The organism is Streptomyces sp. NPDC026515 (assembly GCF_055567595.1).
The window spans coordinates 329,276-350,724 of sequence record NZ_JBVHQD010000002.1; the positions used below are offsets into that span (position 1 = coordinate 329,276).

Sequence of the window (21,449 nt, forward strand, 5' to 3'; positions counted from 1 at the left end):
GCCCGGCGGGTGAGTTCCACGAAGAGAGTGCCGCGTTGGGCCGCGCGGCCGCTGCGGGTGCGTGGGGGCTGGTCGCGCAGTTCCTCGCGACCCTTCGGGGGCGCGTCACCTGACGTTTCTTGAACTGCTGAGGAGCACGCGATGAGTGCCGTTGACACGACCACACCCGCCAAGGTGCCGGCACCTCCACCGGACTTCCCGCACCGACCACGCGGGAACCGGCGCTCGGGCGGTCCCGCCGTTCCCTGGCTGCTGCTCGCGCCCTGTCTGGGGATTCTCGGGCTCGTGCTCGGTTACCCCTTCTACCGGCTGGTCGCCCTCTCCTTCCAGGAGTTCGGGCAGTCCCAGCTGTGGGGGTTCAAGTCGGCCGAGTGGGTCGGGTTCGGGAACTTCTCCGACGTGCTCGACGACACCGAGTTCTGGCAGGTGGTGCTGCGCACGATCGTCTTCGCGGTCGGCTGCGTGGTTTTCACCATGGTCGTCGGCATGCTCATCGCGCTGCTGCTGCAGCGGGTCTCCGGCTGGGTGAAGACCCTGGTCAACATCGCGCTGGTGGCCAGCTGGGGCATGCCGGTCATCGTCGCCACCACGCTCTTCAAGTGGCTCTTCGACTCCGACTACGGCATCCTCAACGCCCTGCTCAGCAAGATTCCCGGGGTGGAGCTGATCGGCCACAACTGGTTCGCCAGCGGCCCCGAGGGGCTCGCGGTGATCATGCTCCTGGTGGTCTGGGGAGCGGTGCCCTTCGTGGTCATCACGCTGAGTGCCGGCCTGACCCAGGTCCCGGCGGAACTGGTGGAGGCCGCGCGCCTGGACGGCGCGGGCGCCTGGGGCGTCTTCCGTTACGTCACGCTCCCCGTCCTCAAGCCGATCATCGTGATGCTCACGACCCTCTCGGTCATCTGGGACATGGGCGTCTTCCCGCAGGTCTTCGTCATGCGCGGCGGGCATCCCGAGCCCGAGTTCCAGCTGCTGACCACCTACTCCTACGACCGCGCCTTCGTGGTCAACAACTACGGACAGGGCTCCGCGATCGCCCTGCTCACCGTGGTTCTGCTGCTCGGTGTCGTCGCCGTGTACATGCGCCAGATGCTGAAGATCGGAGAGGTCGAATGAGCACCACAGCCGTCCGCAGGGGGCCCCGTGCGGCCTGGAACCTCCTCGGCCTCCTGGTCTTCGTCGTCGTCGGGTTCCCCGTCTACTGGATGCTGAACACGGCGTTCAAGCCGGCGAAGGACGCCATCGACCCGGACCCGAGCCTGCTGCCCACGGGCCTGACCCTGTCCAACTTCCGCCGCGCGCTGGACATCGCCGACTTCTGGGGCCCGGTGGGCCGCAGCCTGATCGTCTCCCTGTCCGTGGTGGCGATCGGCATGGTCGTCGGTCTGCTGGCCGCCCTGGCCATCTCACGGTTCGCCTTCCGCGGACGCAAGGTCGTGATCGTCGGCATCCTCGCGGTCCAGATGGTCCCGCTGGTCGCCATGATCATCCCGGTCTTCCTGCTCCTCAACGACCTGGACCAGTACGACAAGCTCAGCGGTCTGATCATCACCTACCTGACCTTCATCCTCCCGTTCACGGTGTGGACCATGCGTGGCTTCATCGTCAACATCCCGAAGGAGCTGGAGGAGGCCGCGATGGTCGACGGGTGCTCGCGCACCGGCGCCTTCGTCCGGGTGGTCTTCCCGCTGCTGGCCCCGGGCCTGGTCGCCACCTCGGTCTACGCCTTCATCCAGGCCTGGAACGAGTACATCTACGCCCTGATGCTGCTCAGCCAGGAGCACCAGACCGCGACCGTCTGGCTCGCCAACTTCACCACCAAGCACGGCACCGAATACGCCCCGATGATGGCCGGCTCCACCATGATGGCCGTGCCGATCGTCGTCCTGTTCCTCCTCGTCCAGCGCAAGATGGCCGCGGGCCTGACCGCGGGCGCCGTGAAGGGATAACGCCACCCGATGACGACACTCGCCAGCGGTACGGACACACTCACGCGCGACGCGCTGACGGTCCTCCAGCCCGGCTTCACCGGCACCACCGCCCCCGACTGGCTGCTGCGCCGGCTCGGCGAAGGCCTGGCCGCCGTGGGCCTGTTCGGCCGCAACATCGCCTCGCCCGAGCAACTCGCCGCTCTCACAGCCCAGTTGCGCGCCGAACGGGACGACGTCCTGGTGGCGGTCGACGAGGAGGGCGGTGACGTCACCCGCCTCGAGGTGCACACCGGCTCCTCCTTCCCCGGCAACCACGCCCTCGGCGCGGTCGACGACGTGGAACTGACCCGGGAGGTCGCCCTCGAACTGGGCCGCCGCCTCGCGGCCTGCGGGGTGAACTTCAACTGGGCCCCGTCCGCCGACGTCAACTCCAACCCGGCCAACCCGGTCATCGGCGTCCGTTCCTTCGGCGCCGACCCGGACCTGGTGGCCCGCCACGCGGCGGCCTATGTCACCGGTCTCCAGTCGGCCGGGGTCGCGGCCTGCACCAAGCACTTCCCGGGCCACGGCGACACGGCCGTCGACTCGCACCTCGCCCTGCCCCGCATCGACGCCGCCGGCGACGTCCTGCACGCCCGCGAGCTGGCCCCCTTCCGCGCCGCCATCGCCGCCGGCACCCGTGCCGTGATGAGCGCGCACATCCTGGTCCCGGCACTGGATCCGGCCCGGCCGGCCACGCTGTCCCGCACGATCCTCACCGACCTGCTGCGCGGCGAACTCGGCTACGAGGGCCTGATCGTCACCGACGGGATGGAGATGCAGGCCATCTCCGCGACGTACGGCATCGAACACGGCAGCGTCCTGGCCATCGCCGCCGGAGCGGACGCGATCTGCGTGGGCGGCGGTCTCGCGGACGAGGAGACGGTACGGCGTCTGCGCGACGCCCTGGTCGCGGCGGTCCGCTCCGGCGAACTCCCCGAGGAACGCCTGGCGGAGGCGGCGGACCGGGTACGGTCACTGGCCCGCTGGACGGCCACGACGGAGCGGGCGCAGCCGGACTCCGCGGCCGCGGACATCGGCCTCGTCGCCGCCCGCCGCGCACTGGACGTGACGCGCGTCGATCCCTACCCGCCCCTGACCACGGCCCCCTTCGTGGCCGTGTTCACCCCGGTGTCCAACATCGCGGTGGGCACGGAGACCCCCTGGGGGGTGGCGGCGGAACTGTCCCGCCGCCTGCCCGAAACGGAGACGGCCGGCTTCACGGGCGACCACGCGGGCGAGGACGCCCTGTCGGCGGCCGGCGACCGCAGGATCGTGGCCGTGCTCCGGGACGAGCACCGCCACCCCTGGATGACCACGGCCCTGGACGTACTCCTCAAGTCCCGCCCCGACACGATCGTGGTGGAGATGGGCGTCCCCCAGGCGCCGCCCAGGGGTGCCCTGCACATCGCGACCCACGGCGCGGCGAGGGTCTGCGGCACGGCGGCGGCGGAGGTCATCGCACCCCGGTGAGCGGAGCGCCCCTTCAGGGGGGCGCCGGGGGTCCCCCGGCCGGAGGCCGGGGGAGGGACTGCGCGACCGGCCCCCACGCCGCGCGCGGCGCACGGCCGAACACGGCAGACGCGACCGCTCTCAAATACCCTGCCAAGCGGGCTTGTTGGCGAACGTGTACCGGAAGTACTCCGCAAGCTTCAGCTTGGACGCGGCAGCCTCGTCCACCACGACCGTGGCATGCGGGTGCAACTGCAGCGCCGACGCGGGACACACCGCGGCGACCGGCCCTTCCACGGTCGCCGCGACCGCGTCGGCCTTCCCCTCGCCCGTCGCGAGCAGCACCAGATGCCGCGCCTCCAGGATCGTCCCGATCCCCTGGGTGATCACATGGTGCGGCACCTGCGCGATGTCGCCGTCGAAGAACCGCGCGTTGTCGACCCGGGTCTGCTCGGTGAGCGTCTTGATCCGCGTCCGGGAGGCGAGGGACGAACACGGCTCGTTGAACCCGATGTGTCCGTCCGTGCCGATCCCGAGCAACTGCAGATCCACGCCGCCCGCCCGCGCCAGCGCCCCGTCGTACGCCTCGCAGGCGGCCTGTACGTCCTCGGCCGCGCCGTCGGGGCCGAGGAACGCGTCCATCCCGATCCCGAGCGGCTCCAGCACCTCGCGCCGCAGCACCGACCGGTACGACTCCGGATGCTCGGCCGGCAGTCCCACGTACTCGTCGAGCTGGGCTATCCGCGCCCGCGAGGTGTCCACGGCCCCGGACCGCACCTTGGCCGTGAGCGCCTGGTAGATGGGCAGCGGGGTCGAGCCCGTGGCCACCCCGAGCAGCGCGTCCGGCTTGCGGCCGAGCAGCTGGGCCATGGCCTCGGCGATCAGCTCGCCACCCGCGGCGGCGTCCGGAACGATGACAACTTCCACGCTGGGCCTGCCGTTCTGTCTATGTGGTTTAGACCAATCCGATGGGACCAATCTAACAGAACCAGCCCCCGTCACCCCGGGAGCGGTGCAGCGAAAAGGGGACAAGTGTGAGGTTACGTGAATACGTCAGAACGGGTGAATCAAGGAAAAATCCCGCCCGTCCGCCGGGGTGTCGGAAAATGCCGCGCCCCATCGGGCCCCACGGCCGCCTCCGGCGGGCTACGCTGCGATCGCATCGACTGTGAACAGTCTCCAACGCATGGACACACACCGTGGTCTAGTCCACAATTGCGTACCAGGACTGAAGGAGTACGGCGGCACCGTACGACACAGTCGCACTCTTCCGTCCTCCCCGCACAGGAGGACGGACCGAGGAACCGGAGCTCTCTGCCCTGACTGCCCCGGGTCCTCACCTTCGGCCTGTCGGGACCGCACACCCCGTGGCCGTTGCTGCTCCGGGCTGCGGTGCCGGGAGGGTTGAGGGTCCCTCCCAGGCGCCGCGGCCCGCGGGTGTTCTCGGCCGTTTTTAGGCCATCAACAGACCCGCGGGTACGCTCGCAGACGTGCCCTCCATGAACGAACTGGTCCGCCAGCACACCGCCCTCGACGACTCCGACCTCGAGTGGCTCCATCTGCTGGTCTCGGAGTGGCAGCTGCTCTCCGACCTCTCCTTCGCCGACCTGGTCCTGTGGGTTCCCACCGCGGACGGCACCCGCTATGTCTCGGTGGCGCAGATGCGCCCCAACACCGGCCCGACCTCCTACCAGGACGACATGATCGGTCATCTGGTGCCCCGGGGCCGGCGCCCCATGCTGGACATCGCGCTGGACGAGGGCCGGATCGTCCGGGAGGGTGACCCGGAGTGGCGGGAAGAGGTCCCCGTACGGGTCGAGTCCATCCCGGTACGGCGTGAGGGCCGGGTCCTCGGGGTCATCGCCCGCAACACCAACCTGCTGACCGTGCGCACCCCGAGCCGGTTGGAGCTGACCTACCTCCAGAGCGCCTCCGACCTCGCGCAGATGATCGCTGCCGGATCGTTTCCCTTCCCGAACCAGCAGGTCGACATGGACGCCTCGCCGCGTGTCGGCGACGGCCTGATCCGGCTGGACGCGGACGGCATCGTCCAGTACGCCTCCCCGAACGCCCTCTCGGCCTACCATCGCCTCGGCCTCGCCTCCGACCTGCTCGGTCACCACCTCGGCCAGACCACCGCGGAACTCGCCCCGACCCGCGGGCCGGTGGACGAGGCGCTCGCCAAGGTCGCCAGCGGCTGGGCGCCGCGCGAGTTCGAGATCGAGTCCAGCGACGGCGCGATCCAGTTCCGGGCGATCCCGCTCAAGCCCAAGGGCACCCGTATCGGTTCCCTGGTACTGCTCCGGGACGTCACCGAACTGCGGCGCCGTGAACGCGAGTTGATCACCAAGGATGCGACCATCCGGGAGATCCACCACCGGGTGAAGAACAACCTCCAGACGGTGGCCGCGCTGTTGCGCCTGCAGGCCCGCCGGATCGAGTCCGAGCGCGGCCGGGAGGCCCTGGAGGAGGCCGTCCGACGGGTCGGCTCGATCGCGATCGTGCATGAGACGCTGTCCCAGAACCTGGACGAGCGCGTGGAGTTCGACGAGATCGCCGACCGGGTGCTGGCGATGGTCGCGGAGATCTCGCCGGGCAAGGTCGCCGGCCGGCGCACCGGACGCTTCGGCATACTCGACGCCGAGGTGGCGACCCCGCTGTCGATGGTCCTCACCGAGATCCTGCAGAACGCCCTCGAACACGGCTTCCGCGAGGGCGAGACGGGCACCGTCGAGGTCACGGCGGTGCGGGGCGGCACCACCAAGGAGGCGCGACTCCTGGTCACCGTCCAGGACGACGGCGTCGGCCTGCCCGAGGGGTTCGACCCGCACCGCTCCGGCAACCTCGGTCTGCAGATCGTACGGACGCTGGTGGAGGGCGAGTTGGGCGGCACGTTCGACATGGTGCCGGCGCCGGAGCGGGGGACCAGGGTGATCCTCGACGTTCCGGTGCAGCCGCAGAAGTAGCCCGGCCGGGGGAACGTCGGGCAGCGGGGCCACGGCAACGGCCGCCTGGGCACAGCAAAGAGCCCCGGACCTGGTGGGTCCGGGGCCGATTACTCGTTGCTGCTCTTAAGCGCATCGGGGTACTGCGCGCTGCGGCTCGGGGGCGGGAGATGCGTACTCGCTGTACGCGCCGCCAAGCTCAGGCCGTCACCAGGGGTGGGACTGTCAGGCGGTGGCCTGACGGGCCCGGTTGCGGGCGGCACGGCGCTTCATCGCGCGACGCTCGTCCTCGCTGAGACCACCCCAGACGCCGGAGTCCTGACCGGACTCGAGCGCCCACTGCAGACACTGGTCCATGACGGGACAGCGACGGCAGACGGCCTTGGCTTCCTCGATCTGCAGCAGCGCAGGACCGGTGTTGCCGATGGGGAAGAAGAGCTCGGGGTCTTCCTCGCGGCAAACGGCGTTGTGACGCCAGTCCATGGCTGCTACCTCTCCTTGGTATTACATGCACGTTGCTTGTGAATGTGAACGCTTTCACGAATCCCTCAACAAGTGAAGGGCCGACCGCCAGGTTCCCTGGCAGGGGTCCTGTGAGTTGAAGGGGATTCCGGTGATCAGTGGACGCCAGTGTTGCGGGCTGTCCCGACCGCCACGTAGAGCCTCGCAAACCTCAGCGACGGATACAACCCCTTCCGGAAAGTTTTTTTTGATTCCTCGGTGTCGACTGGGTCACAGCCGTACTTCCATGGGGTGGATCCTGGCCTAAACGTTCGAGTGAAAGGACTTTGGCCCGTTCCGCTCACACAATCACACGCAGTGCGCGGCGTACGCCTGTGAACGTCACGCTCGTACGCAGTCCTAGGTGGTCGCCGTCCATCTGAAGGGGGAGGGGGACCTTCGAATGCAAGGTGAACTGGTCCAGGTCGTGCAAGGACACGGCGTGCTTGCCATGGGGTCCGCGCTCGGGGGACGAAGTGAGCAACTGGGTGCCATACCGGGCAACCGCGGCTGTCGACAGGCGGCTGAGACCGAGTACGTCGATGCCTTTATCGAACGAGGCCTTAGGCGACGTGTACATCGGACGATTGCCGAGATACGTCCAGGGCGAGGTGTTCGAGACTATCGCCACCACAAGATCCGTGACCGGGTCGGCCCCGGGGCGTTCCAGGGTGATCGTGCCGTGCCGGCGGTGCTCCTCACCGAAGAACTGCCGTACGACCTGTCGTACATACAGTGCGTGCGTCGACTTCTTGCCGAGTTCCCGCTGCTGTTCGACCCTGCCGACCACGCCGGCGTCGAAGCCGAGCCCCGCGTTGAAGGTGAACCAGCGGGCCGGGACGGCCTCGTCCGCGGTGCCGGGGGTGCCGGCCGTCAGGCCGAGGCCGACGACCCGCTCCTGTTTCTCGCGCAGCGCGCCGAGCAGGGCGCCGGTGGCCTCGACCGGGTCGTTGGGCAGGCCGAGGGCCCGCGCGAAGACATTGGTGGAGCCGCCGGGGACCACCGCGAGTCCGGGCAGCCGGTCCGGGTCGGGGCCGGCGTGGAGGAGGCCGTTGACCACCTCGTTGACCGTGCCGTCGCCGCCGAGGGCCACGACCAGGTCGATGTCCTCGCTCTCCGCCGCCTGCCGGCCCAGGTCACGGGCGTGGCCGCGGTACTCGGTGGTGACGGCCTCCAGTTCGACCTCGCTCGCGAGCGCGTGGATCAGGACATCGCGCCTACGTGCGCTTGTGGTGGTTGCCGCCGGATTGACCACGAGAAGTGCACGCATGGATTGCAGCGTACCTACTGGGAAGTACCGGGCCCAGGCCGCGTTAGGGATCCGGTAAGAGAAAGAGGCGTGAGTCTGAACACGTGGCGCCGAGGGGCCGGGCCCGCGTTTTCGGGCGAGGGCTACCCTTCTGCCGTGAGCAATGCGCCTACGGCCGAGAAGGCCGACGTGACCGACGGGCCCCGTCCGCGAAGGCTGACGTACGCGGCCGCGCTGAGCGGGCTGGAAGGGCTCGCGCTGGCCGTCGGCGGGGTCTGGATGCTGGTCCTCGGGCTCACCGGATCTCCGGACGACCGGGGACAGGCCGTCACCGGGGGCATCACCGTGATCGTGCTGGCGCTGCTGCCGCTGCTGGCGGCGCGGGGGCTGCTCCTGCGCAGGAGCTGGAGCCGGGGACCCGCGGTGATCACGCAGATCATGGCGCTGCCGGTGGCCTACAGCCTGCTGCAGGCCGACAGCGCGGCCATTCCGGCGGGGATCGCGTTGGCCGTGGTGGCCGTCGCCTCGCTGGTCCTGCTGGTGAACTCTGCCACGACCCGGGCCCTGGGGATCAAGGGGCCGGGGCGCAGCGGCTGATCCGGTCGCCGGCGGAAAGACCTACTCCTCGACCAGCAGCTTCTCGCGAAGCTGGGCCAGGGTCCGCGCCAGCAGCCGGGAGACGTGCATCTGGCTGATGCCGACTTCCTGGGCGATCTGGGACTGCGTCATGTTGCCGAAGAAGCGGAGGAGAAGGATCCGCTTCTCGCGGGGCGGCAGGTCTTCCAGCAGCGGCTTGAGGGACTCGCGGTACTCGACGCCCTCCAGTGCCTCGTCCTCGGCGCCGAGTGTGTCGGCGACCGCCGGGGACTCGTCGTCGGTGTCGGGAACGTCCAGGGACAGCGTGGAGTACGCGTTGGCCGACTCCAGGCCCTCCAGGACCTCCTCCTCCGAGATCGCGAGCTTCTCGGCCAGCTCGTGGACCGTGGGGGAGCGGCCGTGCTGCTGGGACAGCTCCGCCGTGGCGGTGGTCAGCGCGAGACGCAGCTCCTGCAGGCGGCGCGGGACGCGGACCGCCCAGCCCTTGTCGCGGAAGTGGCGCTTGATCTCGCCGACCACGGTCGGGGTGGCGTACGTGGAGAACTCCACGCCCCGCTCCGGGTCGAAGCGGTCCACCGACTTGATCAGGCCGATCGTGGCGACCTGGGTGAGGTCGTCCAGCGGCTCGCCGCGGTTGCGGAACCGGCGCGCGAGGTGCTCCACGAGCGGCAGGTGCATCCGGACCAGCCTGTTGCGCAGCTCCGCGTACTCCGGGCTGCCGTCCTTGAGCTTGCGCAGCTCGATGAACATGGCGCGCGCCCCGCTGCGGTCCTGAGGTTCGTGGTGGGTCGCCTGCACGACCTCCGCGGCCAGCGCCTCGTTCTCGGCGTATCGCTCGTGCTCGCTCATCGTCCCGCCCGTCGCCCTTCCACGAGCCTTCGCCCCGGCTCGGTCCGGGGCCGTGGCCCCGTTCCGCCCTTCCGGGGGCGCGCTCTGCGCGGCACCCTCCAGCCCGGCGCGCGCGGAGGGTTCCTCCGGGTGCGGCCTGGCCTGTTCCGGGATGCCGTCGATGCCGTCAGCCATGCGGCGGGAGTCGGCCTCGGGCTCTTCGCCCCCGGCCGACAGCTCCCGTGTGCCGCGCTCTTCGTCCCGCACCGGCCCGTCCTCGTTCCTCACGCCGGCCCGGGTCCCGCGCCGCGCTGTTTGTAGAGGCTGATCGACACGGTCTTGTCCTCGTCGACGGCCGACGAGACCTTGCCCGCCAGGGCCGACAGCACGGTCCAGGCGAAGGTGTCGCGCGAAGGGGCGTGACCGTCCGTGGTCGGCGCGGAGACCGTGACCTCCAGCGAGTCGTCGACGAGGCGGAAGACACAGCTGAGCACCGAGCCGGGAACGGCCTGCTGGAGCAGGATCGCGCAGGCCTCGTCCACCGCGATGCGCAGGTCCTCGATCTCGTCCAGGGTGAAGTCCAAGCGGGCGGCGAGACCGGCCGTGGCCGTCCGCAGCACCGACAGGTAGGCACCCGCAGCCGGCAGCCGGACTTCCACGAAGTCCTGGGTCGCGGGCTCGCCTGCGATCTGGGACACCCTCACCTCCATGGTGGTACAAGCATTTCGGGGCCGAGGGGTCGCCCCCCGGGGTAACGCACTACGTGGTTCAGCGGTGACGCTACCGCGCTCCGAACTTTTCTGTCCCGGGACCCCAACCCCCTGGCGTCACTCACAGTAAACCTGTGGATACGCTCCGTGTCTAGGGGTCCGGCTTGTCCAATTGGGAAGAGCGCGCGCCGGGTTGACGTACCCCGGCGTCGAACCGTCGAACCGTCGCCACGGCCGCCTTCAGCGGCCGTAGTGCAGTGTCACACGAGGACGTGGTCGACGAAGCACCAGCGCCAGTCCTCGCCGGGCTCGAAGGTCCGCATCACGGGGTGACCTGACGTCTCGTGATGCTCCGTCGCGTGTCTTCCCGGCGACGAGTCGCAGCAGCCGACATGGCCACAGGTCAGACAGAGCCGCAGCTGAACCGGGTGCCAGCCCTGGGAGAAGCACTCCGGGCAGGTCTCGTCCAGCGGTCGGGGTTCCGGGTGCGGCAGCGCGCCGGCATGCGTGCACTGTTTCATGATTGCCAGATTACGACGGGTGTGCGGGTGGCCGCGCGGAAAATGAGGGTGGGCGAGGATCATGGACGTGTTGCCACTGCTGTTGCTGGTGGCGGGAAGCGCGACGGTCGCGGGCGTGGCGCGGCGTACCCCGGTGCCGGCGCCCCTGCTGCTGGTCGCCGTCGGCCTGGCCGTCTCGTACATCCCCGGAGTCCCCGACTACACGCTCGACCCGGAGATCGTGCTGCCGCTCGTGCTGCCCCCGCTGCTGTACAAGGAGGGCACCGAGAGCTCGTACCTCGACCTGCGGGCCAACATGCGGCCCGTGGCGCTGCTGTCGGTCGGCTACGTGCTCTTCGCGACCTTCGTGGTCGGCTGGGCCGCCTACGCGATCGTGCCCGGCCTGCCGTTGCCCGCGGCGCTGGCGCTGGGTGCGGTGCTGGCACCGACGGACGCCGTCGCGGCCGCCGCGATCGCCCGCCGGGTGGGGCTGCCGTCCCGGCTCACCACGATCCTGCAGGGCGAGTCCCTGCTCAACGACGCCACCGCGATCACCGCCTACCGGGTGGCCGTCGCGGCCGCCATCGGCGAGGGCGCCTCCTGGATGCACGGGGTCGGCGAGTTCCTGGTGGCCGCGATCGGCGGCGTGCTGGTCGGGCTGGCGCTGATGGTGCCGATCCACTGGCTGCGCACCCATCTGAAGGAGGCCCTGCTCCAGAACACGCTGTCGCTGCTGATCCCGTTCGTCGCCTACGGCGTCGCCGAGCAGCTGCACGCCTCCGGCGTGCTGGCGGTCGTGGTGGTCGCCCTCTACCTCGGCCACCGCGCCTGGGAGGTCGACTTCGCCACCCGCCTCCAGGAGGACGCGGTGTGGCGGATGGTCGCGTTCCTGCTGGAGTCGGCGGTCTTCGCGCTGATCGGACTGCAGCTGCCGGTCGTCCTGAAGGGCCTCGGCGCGTACCGGGGCATCGACGCCGCCTGGTACGCGACCGCCCTCTTCCTCGTCGTGGTCGCGGCCCGGTTCGTGTGGATGTACCCGGCGGCCGTCCTGCCGCGCCTGGTGTTCCCCCGGATCCGCGAGCGGGAGGGGGACCTCGACTGGAGATCGCCCGTCGTCGAGTCCTGGGCCGCCATGCGCGGCGTCGTCTCGCTGGCCATCGCCTTCTCGATCCCGCTCACCCTGCACGACGGCAGCGCCTTCCCGCAGCGCAACCTGATCCTGTTCCTGACCTTCACGACCGTCATCGGCACCCTGGTGGTGCAGGGCCTGAGCCTGGCCCCGCTGATCCGCCTGATGAAGTTCCCGCCCCGGGACGTGCAGGCCGAGACCCTCGCCGAGGCCAACGCCCAGGCGCAGGCCTCCCGCGCGGCCGAGAACCGCCTCGAAGACCTCCTCTCCGACGAACGCAACGAGCTGCCGCCGCCGCTCGCCGACCGCCTGCGCAGTGTCCTGGAACGCCGTCGCAACGCCGTGTGGGAGCGTCTCGGCCAGACCAACCCCGTCACCGGCGAGTCGGTCGACGAGACCTACCGGCGGCTGTCCCGCGACATGATCAGCGCCGAACGCGCGGTCTTCGTCCGGCTCCGCGACCACCGCTACATCGACGACGAGATGCTCCGCACCCTGCTGCGCCGACTGGACCTGGAGGAGGCGGCGGCGTTCCGGGAGGCGACCTGAGGTTCCGACGGAAGCGCAGGTCAGGCGGTGATGACCGCCGCCACCCGGATCCCGCTGGGCAGGGCGCCTTCCGCTGCCAGCTCGACAAGCCCATAGAGCAGTTTGGCGACATACAGCCGCTCCACCGTCACCCCGTGCCGGTCCTCGAAGTCCCGTGCGAAGTCGTCGAGGCCGGGGGTCGTCCGCCCGTATCCGCCGAAGTGGAACCGCTCGTCGAGCGACCAGTCCCCGCGCCGCCCCCCGAACGCCTCCCGCTGGAGCCGCTCCGTCTCCCCGGCCAGGAAGCCGCCGCGCAGCACCGGCACCCCCAGCGCCCGCTGTCCCGCGCCCAGTCCGGCGGCGAGCCCGGCCAGCGTGCCCCCGGTTCCGCACGCCGTCGCCACCAGGTCGGCGCGGTCGCGCAGCTCCTCGCCCAGGGCCCGGCAGCCGCGGACCGCGGCCGCGTTGCTGCCGCCCTCCGGCACGACGTACGCGTCCTCGGCCCCCGCCGCCCGCGCCAGCGCGGCCACCACCGCCGGTTCGGTCTTGCGCCGGTAGACCGACCTGTCGACGAAGTGCAGCCGCATGCCGTCGGCCGCGCACCGCGCCAGCGAGGGGTTCAGCGGCCGGGCGGCCAGTTCCTCGCCCCGGACCACGCCCACCGTCGGAAAGCCGAGCAGGCGCCCGGCCGCTGCCGTCGCCCGCAGATGGTTGGAGTACGCCCCGCCGAAGGTGAGCACCGGCCGTCCGGCCGCCGCCTCGATGTTCGGGACCAGCTTGCGCCACTTGTTGCCGATCAGCTCCGGGTGGATCAGGTCGTCCCGCTTGAGGAGGAGCCGGACGCCGCGGCGGGCGAACCGGTCGTCGGCCACCTCCTCAAGAGGGGACGGGAGCCGGGGGCTGAGTATGTCGGCGCTGGTCACGCGGTCATTGTCGCCCGGAGTGCGGGCACCGGGTCACTTCAGGCGGTCCCGGACGCGCTCGCGCAGCCAGGCCATCGTGAAACCACGGGGGTCCACCTTCCCCGGCTGCCACTCCGCGTGGCCGATCACCGACCGCTCCGACCAGCCGTGCCGCCGGCACACCGCCGCCGCCACCCTCTCGATCGCCTCCAGCTGGGCCGCGGGCCAGGGGTCCTCGCCGTCGCCCAGGTTCTCGCACTCGAAGCCGTAGAAGTGCCGGTTGCCGTCGGTGTTCGCCTCGTTGTCCCGGGGCAGGGCCTTCTCGGCGATCACGGCGCGCAGCACGTCGTCGTCGCCCGGTCCCGCGTGGTTGGCGCGGCCGTGGCCGACGAGGTGGACCGTGCCGTCCTTGGTGATGACACCGTGGCAGAGCGGGCCGGGGAGGTCCGGGCGGCCGTCGTAGCAGATCCGCACCGTGCGGGCCGCGCCGTGGGTCACCGTGTGGTGGATCATCACGCCGTGGACCGGGCCCCAGGGCCCCTTGTGGTTGCGGTTGTGTTCCCTCCAGTCGCCGACCTCGACGACCGTGACGCCCTCGCTGCGCAACGCGTCGAGGAAGACCTCCGCGGACATGGGTGGGGCCATGACCGCCTCCTTAGCTTCTGTGCTCGGCTGGTGCCGAACCTTCTACAGAACGCGCGGATCCACGGCCAGCCCCCGAGGCGATGTTCGGATCACGTGCGAGCCGATCAGGACAAGTCGGCATATCGCAGGCCGGTTGAGCGACTATTCGCCCGGCATGCCCACATGTTCGATGATCTATTCCCGCTCTTTCGGGTAATGGCACGGGCACGCTCCGTGATGACAGGGTGGCCGGTGAGACCGATGCGTGGACAGTTCGGCATCCGCGCAGGTATGGGAGGGCATTTCTCTATGTCGGTAGGCGAAGAGGTCCGCACGGATCAGGGCAAGCCGCAGCAGTCCCTGGACACGGCGGCCGCGCGGAACCTGGCCACCACGACCAAGTCCGCGCCCCAGATGCAGGAGATCAGCTCCCGCTGGCTGCTGCGGACACTGCCCTGGGTGGACGTCCAGGGCGGCACGTACCGAGTGAACCGGCGGCTCACCTACACCGTCGGTGACGGCCGTATCACGTTCCTGAAGACCGGAGACCGGGTCGAGGTCATCCCCGCGGAGCTGGGCGAACTGCCCGTCCTGCGGTCCTACGAGGACCAGGAGGTGCTGGGGGAGCTGGCCCAGCGGTGCCGGCAGCGCGACTTCGCCGCGGGCGAGGTCATCGCCTCGTTCGGCAGCCAGGCGGAGGAGGTCCACCTGCTGGCCCACGGCCGGGTCGAGAAGATCGGCACCGGCCCGTACGGCGACGACGCGGTGCTCGGTGTCCTCGCCGACGGCGCGCACTTCGGCGAGCAGGGCCTGATCGACCCGGACGCCATCTGGGAGTACACCGCCCGTGCGGACACGGCCTGTACCGTCCTGACCCTGTCCCGGCAGGACTTCGAGCAGGTCGCCGAGCGCGCCGACTCGCTGCGCGAGCACCTGCACCGGCTGCGCGCGATCCCCGAGCAGCGCACCAACAAGTTCGGTGAGAAGGAGGTCGCCCTCGCGGCCGGCCACAGTGGCGAGCCCGAGATCCCGAACACCTTCGTCGACTACGAGGCCCGGCCGCGCGAGTACGAGCTGAGCATCGCCCAGACCGTGCTGCGCATCCACACCCGGGTGGCCGACCTCTACAACCAGCCCATGAACCAGACCGAGCACCAGCTCCGGCTGACCGTCGAGGCGTTGAAGGAGCGCCAGGAGCACGAGCTGATCAACAACCCGGAGTTCGGCCTGCTCAGCAACTGCCAGTACGACCAGCGGCTGCAGCCGCACGACGGCGTGCCCAGCCCGGACGACATGGACGAGCTGCTCAGCCGCCGCCGCGGCACCAAGCTCTTCCTCGCCCACCCGCGGGCGATCGCCGCCTTCGGCCGCGAGCTCAACAAGCGCGGACTGGTCCCCGAGTCCATCGAGGTCGGCGGCAACCGCATCCCGACCTGGCGCGGGGTCCCGCTCTACCCGTGCAACAAGATCCCGGTCTCCGAGGCCCGGACCACCTCGATCATCGCCATGCGCACGGGCGAGGCGGACCAGGGCGTCATCGGGCTGCGCCAGTCCGGGATCCCCGACGAGATCGAGCCGAGCCTGTCGGTGCGCTTCATGGGCATCAACGAGCAGGCCATCATCAATTACCTGGTCACGGCCTACTACTCGGCGGCCGTCCTGGTCCCCGACGCCCTCGGCGTGCTGGAGAACGTCGAGATCGGCCGCTGGAGGTGACGTTTCCGCACTTCGCGGCCGTGTTCCCGCCCTCCGGGGCGGGTACACCCTCGGGGTACGTGCGAAGCCGGGGCACGGACGCCACCGTACGCCCACTCCGCGAGGGGGAGGCCATGGCCGAGTTCGTGACGGAGCGCCGGCAGCGCGCCACGGGGGTGCCGCCGGAGAGGCCCGAGTCCCTCGACGGGACGGAGGCGGCGGCCGTACTGGAGCGTGCCCGGGCGTCCGTCGACCCCGAACTGCACGCGGCCGTCGACTCGTTGCCCGGCGCCATGCGCCGGGTCGCGCGCTACCACTTCGGGTGGGAGCACGCCGACGGCACGCCGGCGGCCGGCGACGCGGGCAAGGCCATCCGGCCCGCTCTCGTCCTCGCCGCCGCCGACGCGCTCGGCGGCCCGGCGGCCCGCGCGGCCGCCGTCCGGGCCGCTGCCGCCGTGGAACTGGTGCACAACTTCACGCTGCTGCACGACGACGTCATGGACCGGGACACCACACGCCGGCACCGGCCCACGGCGTGGACCGTGTTCGGCGACGTCGACGCGATCCTCGCCGGGGACGCCCTCCAGGCGCTGGCCCTGGGGCTGCTCGCCGAGGACCCGCACCCGGCGTCCGGTCCCGCCGCCGCCCGGCTCGCGCGGTGCGTCCTGGAACTGTGCGCCGGTCAGCACGCGGACACGGCCATGGAGGACCGGGCCCCGGGCGAGGTCACCCTCGACGAGGTGCTCGTCATGGCCGAGGCCAAGACCGGGGCACTGCTCGGCTCCGCCTGCGCCCTCGGCGCGCTGTACGCGGGGGCGGCGGCGGAAGAGGTGGCGGCGCTCGACGGCTTCGGCCGGCAGGCCGGGCTCGCCTTCCAGCTGATCGACGACGTCATCGGGATATGGGGGGATCCACGGCGCACCGGCAAGCCGGCCGGGGCGGACCTGGCGGCCCGCAAGAAGTCCCTGCCGGTCGTCGCGGCCCTCGCCTCCGGCACCCCGGCCGCGGACGAACTCGCCGAGCTGTACGCCGAGCCGCCTGCGAGGGCCGACGCCGACGAGGTCGCGCGCACGGCACTGGCCGTGGAGCGGGCGGGCGGCCGTGACTGGGCGCAGGCCGAGGCGGCCGACCGGATGGCCCTGGCCATGGAGGAGCTCGCCCGTGCGGTGCCCGACCCCGAGTCGGCCGGCGGTCTGCTCGCGCTCGCCGAGTTCGTGACCCGGCGCAGCAGGTGAAGACACCGGAACCCCCGGAACCGCGCGGCTCCTGACCCCGCACGGCTCCCGGGGGCTCCGGCCCGACGGGTCCCGCACATCCCCACGGCGTGCGGGGCCCGGCGTTTTCCACGGCGGATGGCCGGCCGCCGGATCCCCCCGTTCCGGCCTACGCTGGAGACATGGACAGCCAGGACCGGGTCTGCCCGGTGTGCGGGCAGGCCGTCGAGACAGTGGTGCATCGGCGCAAGACGCTGGGCGCGTGGGTTCCGGTCTGGGGACCGGCTCCCTGCCGTAATCCCGACTGCGCGGGGAACCGGCGGCAGGAGCGGCCGCCGGCCCCGGCCCCGGCGCCCGGGTCCGCCGCGAAGACGGACCGGGGGACGCCCTAGCGTTGACGGCATGACCGGACTTCCGAACATCCTGCACATCACCGAGCGCTCCCTGTGGGAGGACGCCCGCGCGCGGGGCTCCTACGAGCTGTCCACCCGTGGCCGCACCCTTCAGGAGGAGGGCTTCATCCACTGCTCCACCCGCGACCAACTCCCGCGCGTGGCAGCGTTCCTGTACGGCTCCTACGACGGCCCGGACGAGCTGGTGGTACTGGTCGTGGATCCGGCACGGGTCGGCGTACCGGTGAGGTGGGAGGCGGTGCAGCCGGACGGCGAGGAGTTCCCGCACGTGTACGGGCCGATCCCGGTCACGGCCGTGGTGGACGTGGAGCCCTGGGGCTAGCTAGGCCCTGTCCGGGAGTCCGCCGGTCTCCGGGTCCCGGCCGGTCAGGCAGTAGACGCCGCCCGCCGGGTCGCGCAGCACCGTCCAGTGCCGCCCGTCGGCCACGTGGACGGCGCCGAGTTCCTCGTGCCGGGCCCGGGTCGCCGCGACGTCCTCGCAGGCCAGGTCGAGATGGGCGGCGGCCGGGCGCTCGTCGGCCAGCCGCTGGAGGAGGATCCGCACGGGCAGCCCGGCCGGTGGCCTGAGCACCCGGAACTCCGGCAGCGAACCGGTCAGCAGCTCCCAGCCGGTCAGCTCCGCCCAGAACGCGGTCTCCGTCGCGTACGCGGACGGCGGGATGTCGAGGCTGACCTGGTCGAGCCGGCTGCCCGCGACGACCGGCGGCCGCACCGACTCGCCCTGCCAGGGGGCCGCGCACCACAACTGCCCGGCGGGCGACCGCAGTACGGCCCAGCCCTCGTGCTCGGCGACCGGTTCGGCGCCGAGTTCCCGGGCCCGCTTCACCAGGCCCGGCACGTCCTCGACGCACAGGTCCAGGTGGGCTCCGCCGGGGCCCGCGTCGACGCCCTGGATCTTGACGCAGGCATCGACGCCGTTGGCCGGCAGCAGCGTCACGAACTCGTCGTCCTGCCCGCGGGGCGCCGAGAGGAAGGTGCCCGTGACGGCCGTCCAGAAGGCCTGGGCGGCGGCGAGGTGCGCGGTGGGGCGGTCGGCGAAGACGTACGTCCAGCGGATGGTCATGGAGGGGATCGTAGAGGGGCCCGCGGGGGCTACTCGTCCCGGCGTTCGGTGAAACGCAGCAGGTTGCCCGCGGGGTCCCGGAACGCGCAGTCCCGTACGCCCCAGTGCTGGTCCGTCGGCTCCTGGATGACGTCGCCGCCGTGTTCCCGCACCCGCTCGTACAGCGCGTCGCAGTCGGTGGTGGAGAAGATGACCCCCCGCAGCATGCCCTTGGCGAGCAGCTCGGCCATGGCCTGCCGGTCGGCGGGGGACGCGTCCGGGTTGGCGCCGGGCGGCTCCAGCACGATCTCCACGCCCGGCTGCTGGGGCGACCCGACGGTCACCCAGCGCATCCCCTCGAACGCCACGTCGTTGTGGACCTCCAGGCCGAGCACGTCCCGGTAGAAGGCCAGCGCCTTGTCATGGTCGTCGACGGCGATGAAACACTGCGCGAGTTTTACGTCCATGGGGTCAGGCTAGGAGGAAACGGCCGGCCGTGCCGGATCGGTTCACGGCCTCAGCTCATGGCCCAGACGTAGGGGTCGTGGCCGGAGAGCGGGGCGGCCCGTTCGGCGGGCCCGGCGACGCGGATGCCCGAGGCGGTGGCGAGGGCCTGGGTGACATGGGCGGCCGTGACGGTCGGCGGGCCGTCAGGACGCGGCTCCGTGCGGGCCGTGCTGCCGGCGCCGGTGGCGGTGGCGGCTCCGGCCCGGACCAGAGCCGCCGCCTCGTCGAGGAGACCGAGGGCCGAGCCGGGCAGTGCCCGGTCGGGGACGTGGTCGTGGGCGAGGGCGGCCGCGGCGGTCAGGGCCTCGTCGGTGAGGGTCACCGCGTGGTGCGCCTCCAGGCGCGCCCGCCCGGCGCGGAGGATCTCGGCCACGTCGGCGGCGGGCGGCTCTTCGAGCGGGACGGGCTGGACGAGACGGTCGAGGCCGGGGTCGGCGTCCCGGCGGTCGTGGTCCGAGTCCCCGCAGTCACCGAAGACCAGGACACCCGGGCTCTCCAGGAGCGGGCGCAGCAGGCCGAACGGGGTGGTGGTGCCCTCGGGCAGCCGCAGGCGGGTGAGGGCCCCGGGCACGTGCAGGAGCAGGCCGGTGCTGTCCCTGATCTCGTCGAGGAGGCCGGCCGCCAGAGCGGTGCCGCGGGCGCGGTGGCGCGGGTCGCTCAGGACGGCATGCAGGTCCAGGGAGCGGACCCGGTGGCCGAGCAGGGCGTCCGGTACCCGGCCCCGCTCGACGGCCCGGGCGACGCCCACGGCCACGGCCTTCTTGCCCACACCGGGCGGTCCGGTGAGCAGCGGGATCCGGCGGTCGCGGCGGGTGAGCGTGCGCAGGACCCGGTCGATCTCCGCGGCGCGGCCGACGACGGGAGGGGCGCCGGCGGCCGGGTCCCGGGTGACCGAGTCCAGCAGGGCGGGGGTGGCCGGAGCGGTGGCGGACGCACGGACGCGCCGGGGGTCCACCCGGGTCTGCGCGAGCACGTCCGCCAGCACGGTGTCCGCGGTGGCCAGCAGGGCGAACAGGATGTGGAAGGGCTGCACGAGCCGGTGACCCAGCCGGTCGGCCTCCCGCGGTGCCAGTTCGAACACGGCGGTGGCCGCACCGGTCAGCGGCAGGTACTCCCCGGGTTCGACGGTGCCGCTGCCCAGGGCCGGTGCCAGGGCCGCGCGCAGCCCTTCGGCGGACGTGCCGAGCAGCCGTACGACCTCGGGCCCGTCCGACTCGAGCAGCGCGAGCAGGACGTGGCCGGGCTCGACGTACCAGTGCCTGAGCGCCCGTGCCTGCTGGCGGGCGAGGTCGACGACGTCCCGAGCCCGGTCACTGAACCGCTCGTACACGGCTCACCTCCGCCAGGTCCGCCCGGGCCCTTCGGGTGTGCGGATGCTCGGGACCAAGCAGCCGTTCCCGCACCGCCACCACCTCCCGCAGCAGTGCCAGGGCCTCCTCGCGGCCGCCGGCGAACGCCAGGTTGCGGGCCAGCAGATGCCGGGTCCGCAGCGTGTGCGGATGTTCCGTGCCCAGCACCCGCCCCCGGTCCGCGAGCAGCACCCGGAGCATCCCGGCCGCCTCCTCCCGGTGCCCCGCCTCGCCCAGGTTCACCGCGAGGAACTGCCGGGTGCGCAGGGTGTCCGCATGGTCGGGGCCGAGCAGCCGCAACTGGTCGGCGAGGAGCCGGCGCAGCAGCCCGGCCGCCGCCACGGGGCTGCCGGCGCCGCCGAGGCTGTGCGCGTGGGACTGGCGGCCGCGCAGGGTGTCCTCGTGCTCGGCGCCCAGGATCCGGGTCTGCTCGTCGACGATCTCCCGCAGCAGCGCGGCGGCCCCCGTCCAGTCCCCGGCCCGGCCCTGCTCGACGGCGGCCGTGTGGCGGCGGCGCAGTTCGGGTCCGGCGGAGGTGGCGAACGCGCGGTTGATGCCCAGAGCGATCGAACCTGCCGTACCGGCGCCCCGGTTGAGCGGGGCGGGCAGACCCTCGGCGGCCATGACGGCGCTCAGCCGGCGGTAGAGGTCGTCGACCGTGAGCAGCTCGGGCCCGCCGACCACCCCTTCGCGCAGCAGCCGGATCAACCGGCCGGAGAACGCGGTGTGTTCCTCGCCGGGCAGGGCGAGGGCCACCTGGTCGCGCTGGGCGGAGGTCAGCACATAGGTGCCGGCCACCTCCAGCCGGTCGATCGGCCCGGGCCCGCCGCCGGGCGGGTCGGCGCTGAGCGAGTCGCCGACGGCCCGGCCGGAGAAACAGCAGTCCAGGACGACCACCTTGGTCTCGGCGGGGGAGTCGAGGACGGCGTCGCGCAGCTTGTCGTACTCCAGGGAGTTGAACTCGGGTGCCTCCCAGCGGCTGTCCGGCAGCGCCAGGTACAGGGTGTGGCGGCGGCCGGCGACCAGGCCGTGACCGGCGTAGTGGACCAGCAGGAGGTCCTCGGCGCCGGCTACGGCGGCGCGCAGCCGGTCGCCGACCGTGCGCAGGTCGCCGTCGTCGAGCAGGACCGTGCAGTGGCTCTCCGGGACGAGCCGGTACGGGGGCTCGGTGAGCAGCCCGGCGAGATCGGTGACGGTCCGCCCGACGGCGGGCAGGTCGGGCAGGGCCGGGTCGGAGTAGCGGCTCGCGCCGATCAGGACGACCCGGGAGCGGTGGGGGTCGGGGAGCCGCACG

22 protein-coding genes are annotated in these 21,449 nt (G+C 71.8%); 10 read left to right on the plus strand and 12 right to left on the minus strand.

Features of this window, described 5'->3' with window-relative positions; translation table 11 throughout:
* The first annotated feature begins 141 nt into the window (after positions 1-141).
* Genes ACZ4O3_RS04935 through ACZ4O3_RS04945 form a run of 3 tightly spaced genes read left to right on the plus strand, consistent with a single transcriptional unit; the run spans position 142 to position 3,443 of the window.
* Complete coding sequence (locus ACZ4O3_RS04935) at positions 142-1,116, plus strand: carbohydrate ABC transporter permease (RefSeq protein WP_362715189.1); 975 nt, start codon at positions 142-144, stop codon at positions 1,114-1,116.
* Positions 1,113-1,949, plus strand: coding sequence for a carbohydrate ABC transporter permease (locus ACZ4O3_RS04940; protein ID WP_362715192.1), 837 nt, complete (start codon positions 1,113-1,115; stop codon positions 1,947-1,949). The genes ACZ4O3_RS04935 and ACZ4O3_RS04940 overlap by 4 nt, the downstream gene beginning before the upstream one ends.
* Positions 1,950-1,958: 9 nt before the next feature.
* On the plus strand, positions 1,959-3,443 hold the full coding sequence (locus ACZ4O3_RS04945) for a glycoside hydrolase family 3 protein (RefSeq protein ID WP_467721188.1): 1,485 nt from the start codon (positions 1,959-1,961) through the stop codon (positions 3,441-3,443).
* A gap of 120 nt (positions 3,444-3,563) precedes the next feature.
* On the opposite strand, the gene nagB is transcribed toward ACZ4O3_RS04945, so the two are convergent.
* Entirely contained in the window at positions 3,564-4,349 is a 786-nt protein-coding gene (nagB, locus tag ACZ4O3_RS04950; protein ID WP_362715198.1) for a glucosamine-6-phosphate deaminase, read from the minus strand.
* 572 nt (positions 4,350-4,921) lie between these two features.
* Here nagB and ACZ4O3_RS04955 point away from each other — a divergent pair.
* Entirely contained in the window at positions 4,922-6,388 is a 1,467-nt protein-coding gene (locus ACZ4O3_RS04955; RefSeq protein WP_362715216.1) for a sensor histidine kinase, read from the plus strand.
* Positions 6,389-6,592: 204 nt separating this feature from the next.
* Here ACZ4O3_RS04955 and ACZ4O3_RS04960 read toward each other — a convergent pair whose 3' ends face one another.
* Both ACZ4O3_RS04960 and ACZ4O3_RS04965 read right to left on the minus strand, forming a co-directional pair.
* The gene (locus ACZ4O3_RS04960; RefSeq protein WP_010353616.1) at positions 6,593-6,850 is read right to left on the minus strand and encodes a WhiB family transcriptional regulator; all 258 of its coding nucleotides are present in this window, start codon (positions 6,848-6,850) and stop codon (positions 6,593-6,595) included.
* 319 nt (positions 6,851-7,169) lie between these two features.
* Positions 7,170-8,138 (minus strand): diacylglycerol/lipid kinase family protein, encoded by a 969-nt coding sequence (locus tag ACZ4O3_RS04965; protein ID WP_362715201.1) that lies wholly within the window; start codon positions 8,136-8,138, stop codon positions 7,170-7,172.
* A 135-nt stretch (positions 8,139-8,273) separates the two neighbouring features.
* Here ACZ4O3_RS04965 and ACZ4O3_RS04970 point away from each other — a divergent pair, with 135 nt between their 5' ends.
* Positions 8,274-8,714, plus strand: a complete 441-nt coding sequence (locus tag ACZ4O3_RS04970; protein WP_362715204.1) for a hypothetical protein — start codon at positions 8,274-8,276, stop codon at positions 8,712-8,714.
* A 21-nt stretch (positions 8,715-8,735) separates the two neighbouring features.
* Here ACZ4O3_RS04970 and ACZ4O3_RS04975 read toward each other — a convergent pair whose 3' ends face one another.
* The 3 genes from ACZ4O3_RS04975 to ACZ4O3_RS04985 form a co-directional block, all read right to left on the minus strand.
* Positions 8,736-9,809 (minus strand): RNA polymerase sigma factor SigF, encoded by a 1,074-nt coding sequence (locus ACZ4O3_RS04975; RefSeq protein WP_362715207.1) that lies wholly within the window; start codon positions 9,807-9,809, stop codon positions 8,736-8,738.
* A gap of 17 nt (positions 9,810-9,826) precedes the next feature.
* Entirely contained in the window at positions 9,827-10,240 is a 414-nt protein-coding gene (locus ACZ4O3_RS04980) for an ATP-binding protein (protein ID WP_004925829.1), read from the minus strand.
* A 272-nt stretch (positions 10,241-10,512) separates the two neighbouring features.
* Complete coding sequence (locus ACZ4O3_RS04985) at positions 10,513-10,773, minus strand: UBP-type zinc finger domain-containing protein (RefSeq protein WP_362715210.1); 261 nt, start codon at positions 10,771-10,773, stop codon at positions 10,513-10,515.
* A 61-nt stretch (positions 10,774-10,834) separates the two neighbouring features.
* On the opposite strand from ACZ4O3_RS04985, the gene ACZ4O3_RS04990 reads away from it, so the two are divergent.
* Positions 10,835-12,430, plus strand: a complete 1,596-nt coding sequence (locus ACZ4O3_RS04990) for a Na+/H+ antiporter (RefSeq protein WP_467721190.1) — start codon at positions 10,835-10,837, stop codon at positions 12,428-12,430.
* A 20-nt stretch (positions 12,431-12,450) separates the two neighbouring features.
* Here the strand turns inward: ACZ4O3_RS04990 and ACZ4O3_RS04995 are convergent, their stop codons facing one another.
* Both ACZ4O3_RS04995 and ACZ4O3_RS05000 read right to left on the minus strand, forming a co-directional pair.
* Positions 12,451-13,332, minus strand: a complete 882-nt coding sequence (locus ACZ4O3_RS04995; RefSeq protein WP_384991421.1) for a 1-aminocyclopropane-1-carboxylate deaminase/D-cysteine desulfhydrase — start codon at positions 13,330-13,332, stop codon at positions 12,451-12,453.
* A 33-nt stretch (positions 13,333-13,365) separates the two neighbouring features.
* Positions 13,366-13,956 carry an N-acetylmuramoyl-L-alanine amidase gene (locus tag ACZ4O3_RS05000; RefSeq protein WP_362729997.1) on the minus strand — a complete coding sequence of 197 codons (591 nt, stop codon included), beginning with the start codon at positions 13,954-13,956 and terminating at the stop codon, positions 13,366-13,368.
* A 288-nt stretch (positions 13,957-14,244) separates the two neighbouring features.
* Between ACZ4O3_RS05000 and ACZ4O3_RS05005 the strand changes: the two genes are divergently transcribed.
* The 4 genes from ACZ4O3_RS05005 (at position 14,245) to ACZ4O3_RS05020 (ending at position 17,579) form a co-directional block, all read left to right on the plus strand.
* Complete coding sequence (locus ACZ4O3_RS05005) at positions 14,245-15,651, plus strand: family 2B encapsulin nanocompartment shell protein (RefSeq protein WP_467721191.1); 1,407 nt, start codon at positions 14,245-14,247, stop codon at positions 15,649-15,651.
* Between the two features lie 113 nt (positions 15,652-15,764).
* Positions 15,765-16,865: a family 2 encapsulin nanocompartment cargo protein polyprenyl transferase gene (locus ACZ4O3_RS05010; protein ID WP_467721192.1), complete on the plus strand. Its 1,101-nt coding sequence runs from the start codon at positions 15,765-15,767 to the stop codon at positions 16,863-16,865.
* Positions 16,866-17,026: 161 nt separating this feature from the next.
* Positions 17,027-17,236 (plus strand): hypothetical protein, encoded by a 210-nt coding sequence (locus tag ACZ4O3_RS05015; protein ID WP_467721193.1) that lies wholly within the window; start codon positions 17,027-17,029, stop codon positions 17,234-17,236.
* A gap of 10 nt (positions 17,237-17,246) precedes the next feature.
* Entirely contained in the window at positions 17,247-17,579 is a 333-nt protein-coding gene (locus ACZ4O3_RS05020) for a DUF952 domain-containing protein (protein WP_362731512.1), read from the plus strand.
* Here ACZ4O3_RS05020 and ACZ4O3_RS05025 read toward each other — a convergent pair whose 3' ends face one another.
* From ACZ4O3_RS05025 to ACZ4O3_RS05040, 4 genes are read right to left on the minus strand one after another with little or no spacing between them, the layout of a single operon-like run.
* Positions 17,580-18,320: a VOC family protein gene (locus ACZ4O3_RS05025; RefSeq protein WP_384991437.1), complete on the minus strand. Its 741-nt coding sequence runs from the start codon at positions 18,318-18,320 to the stop codon at positions 17,580-17,582. It lies immediately after the preceding gene.
* A gap of 29 nt (positions 18,321-18,349) precedes the next feature.
* Positions 18,350-18,766 (minus strand): VOC family protein, encoded by a 417-nt coding sequence (locus tag ACZ4O3_RS05030; RefSeq protein WP_362731516.1) that lies wholly within the window; start codon positions 18,764-18,766, stop codon positions 18,350-18,352.
* A 50-nt stretch (positions 18,767-18,816) separates the two neighbouring features.
* A complete protein-coding gene (locus tag ACZ4O3_RS05035; RefSeq protein ID WP_467721195.1) occupies positions 18,817-20,136 on the minus strand; it encodes a Clp protease N-terminal domain-containing protein in 1,320 nt (439 codons plus the stop codon).
* Positions 20,117-21,448, minus strand: coding sequence for a caspase family protein (locus ACZ4O3_RS05040; RefSeq protein WP_467721196.1), 1,332 nt, complete (start codon positions 21,446-21,448; stop codon positions 20,117-20,119). The genes ACZ4O3_RS05035 and ACZ4O3_RS05040 overlap by 20 nt, the downstream gene beginning before the upstream one ends.
* Between the last annotated feature and the right edge of the window lies 1 nt (position 21,449).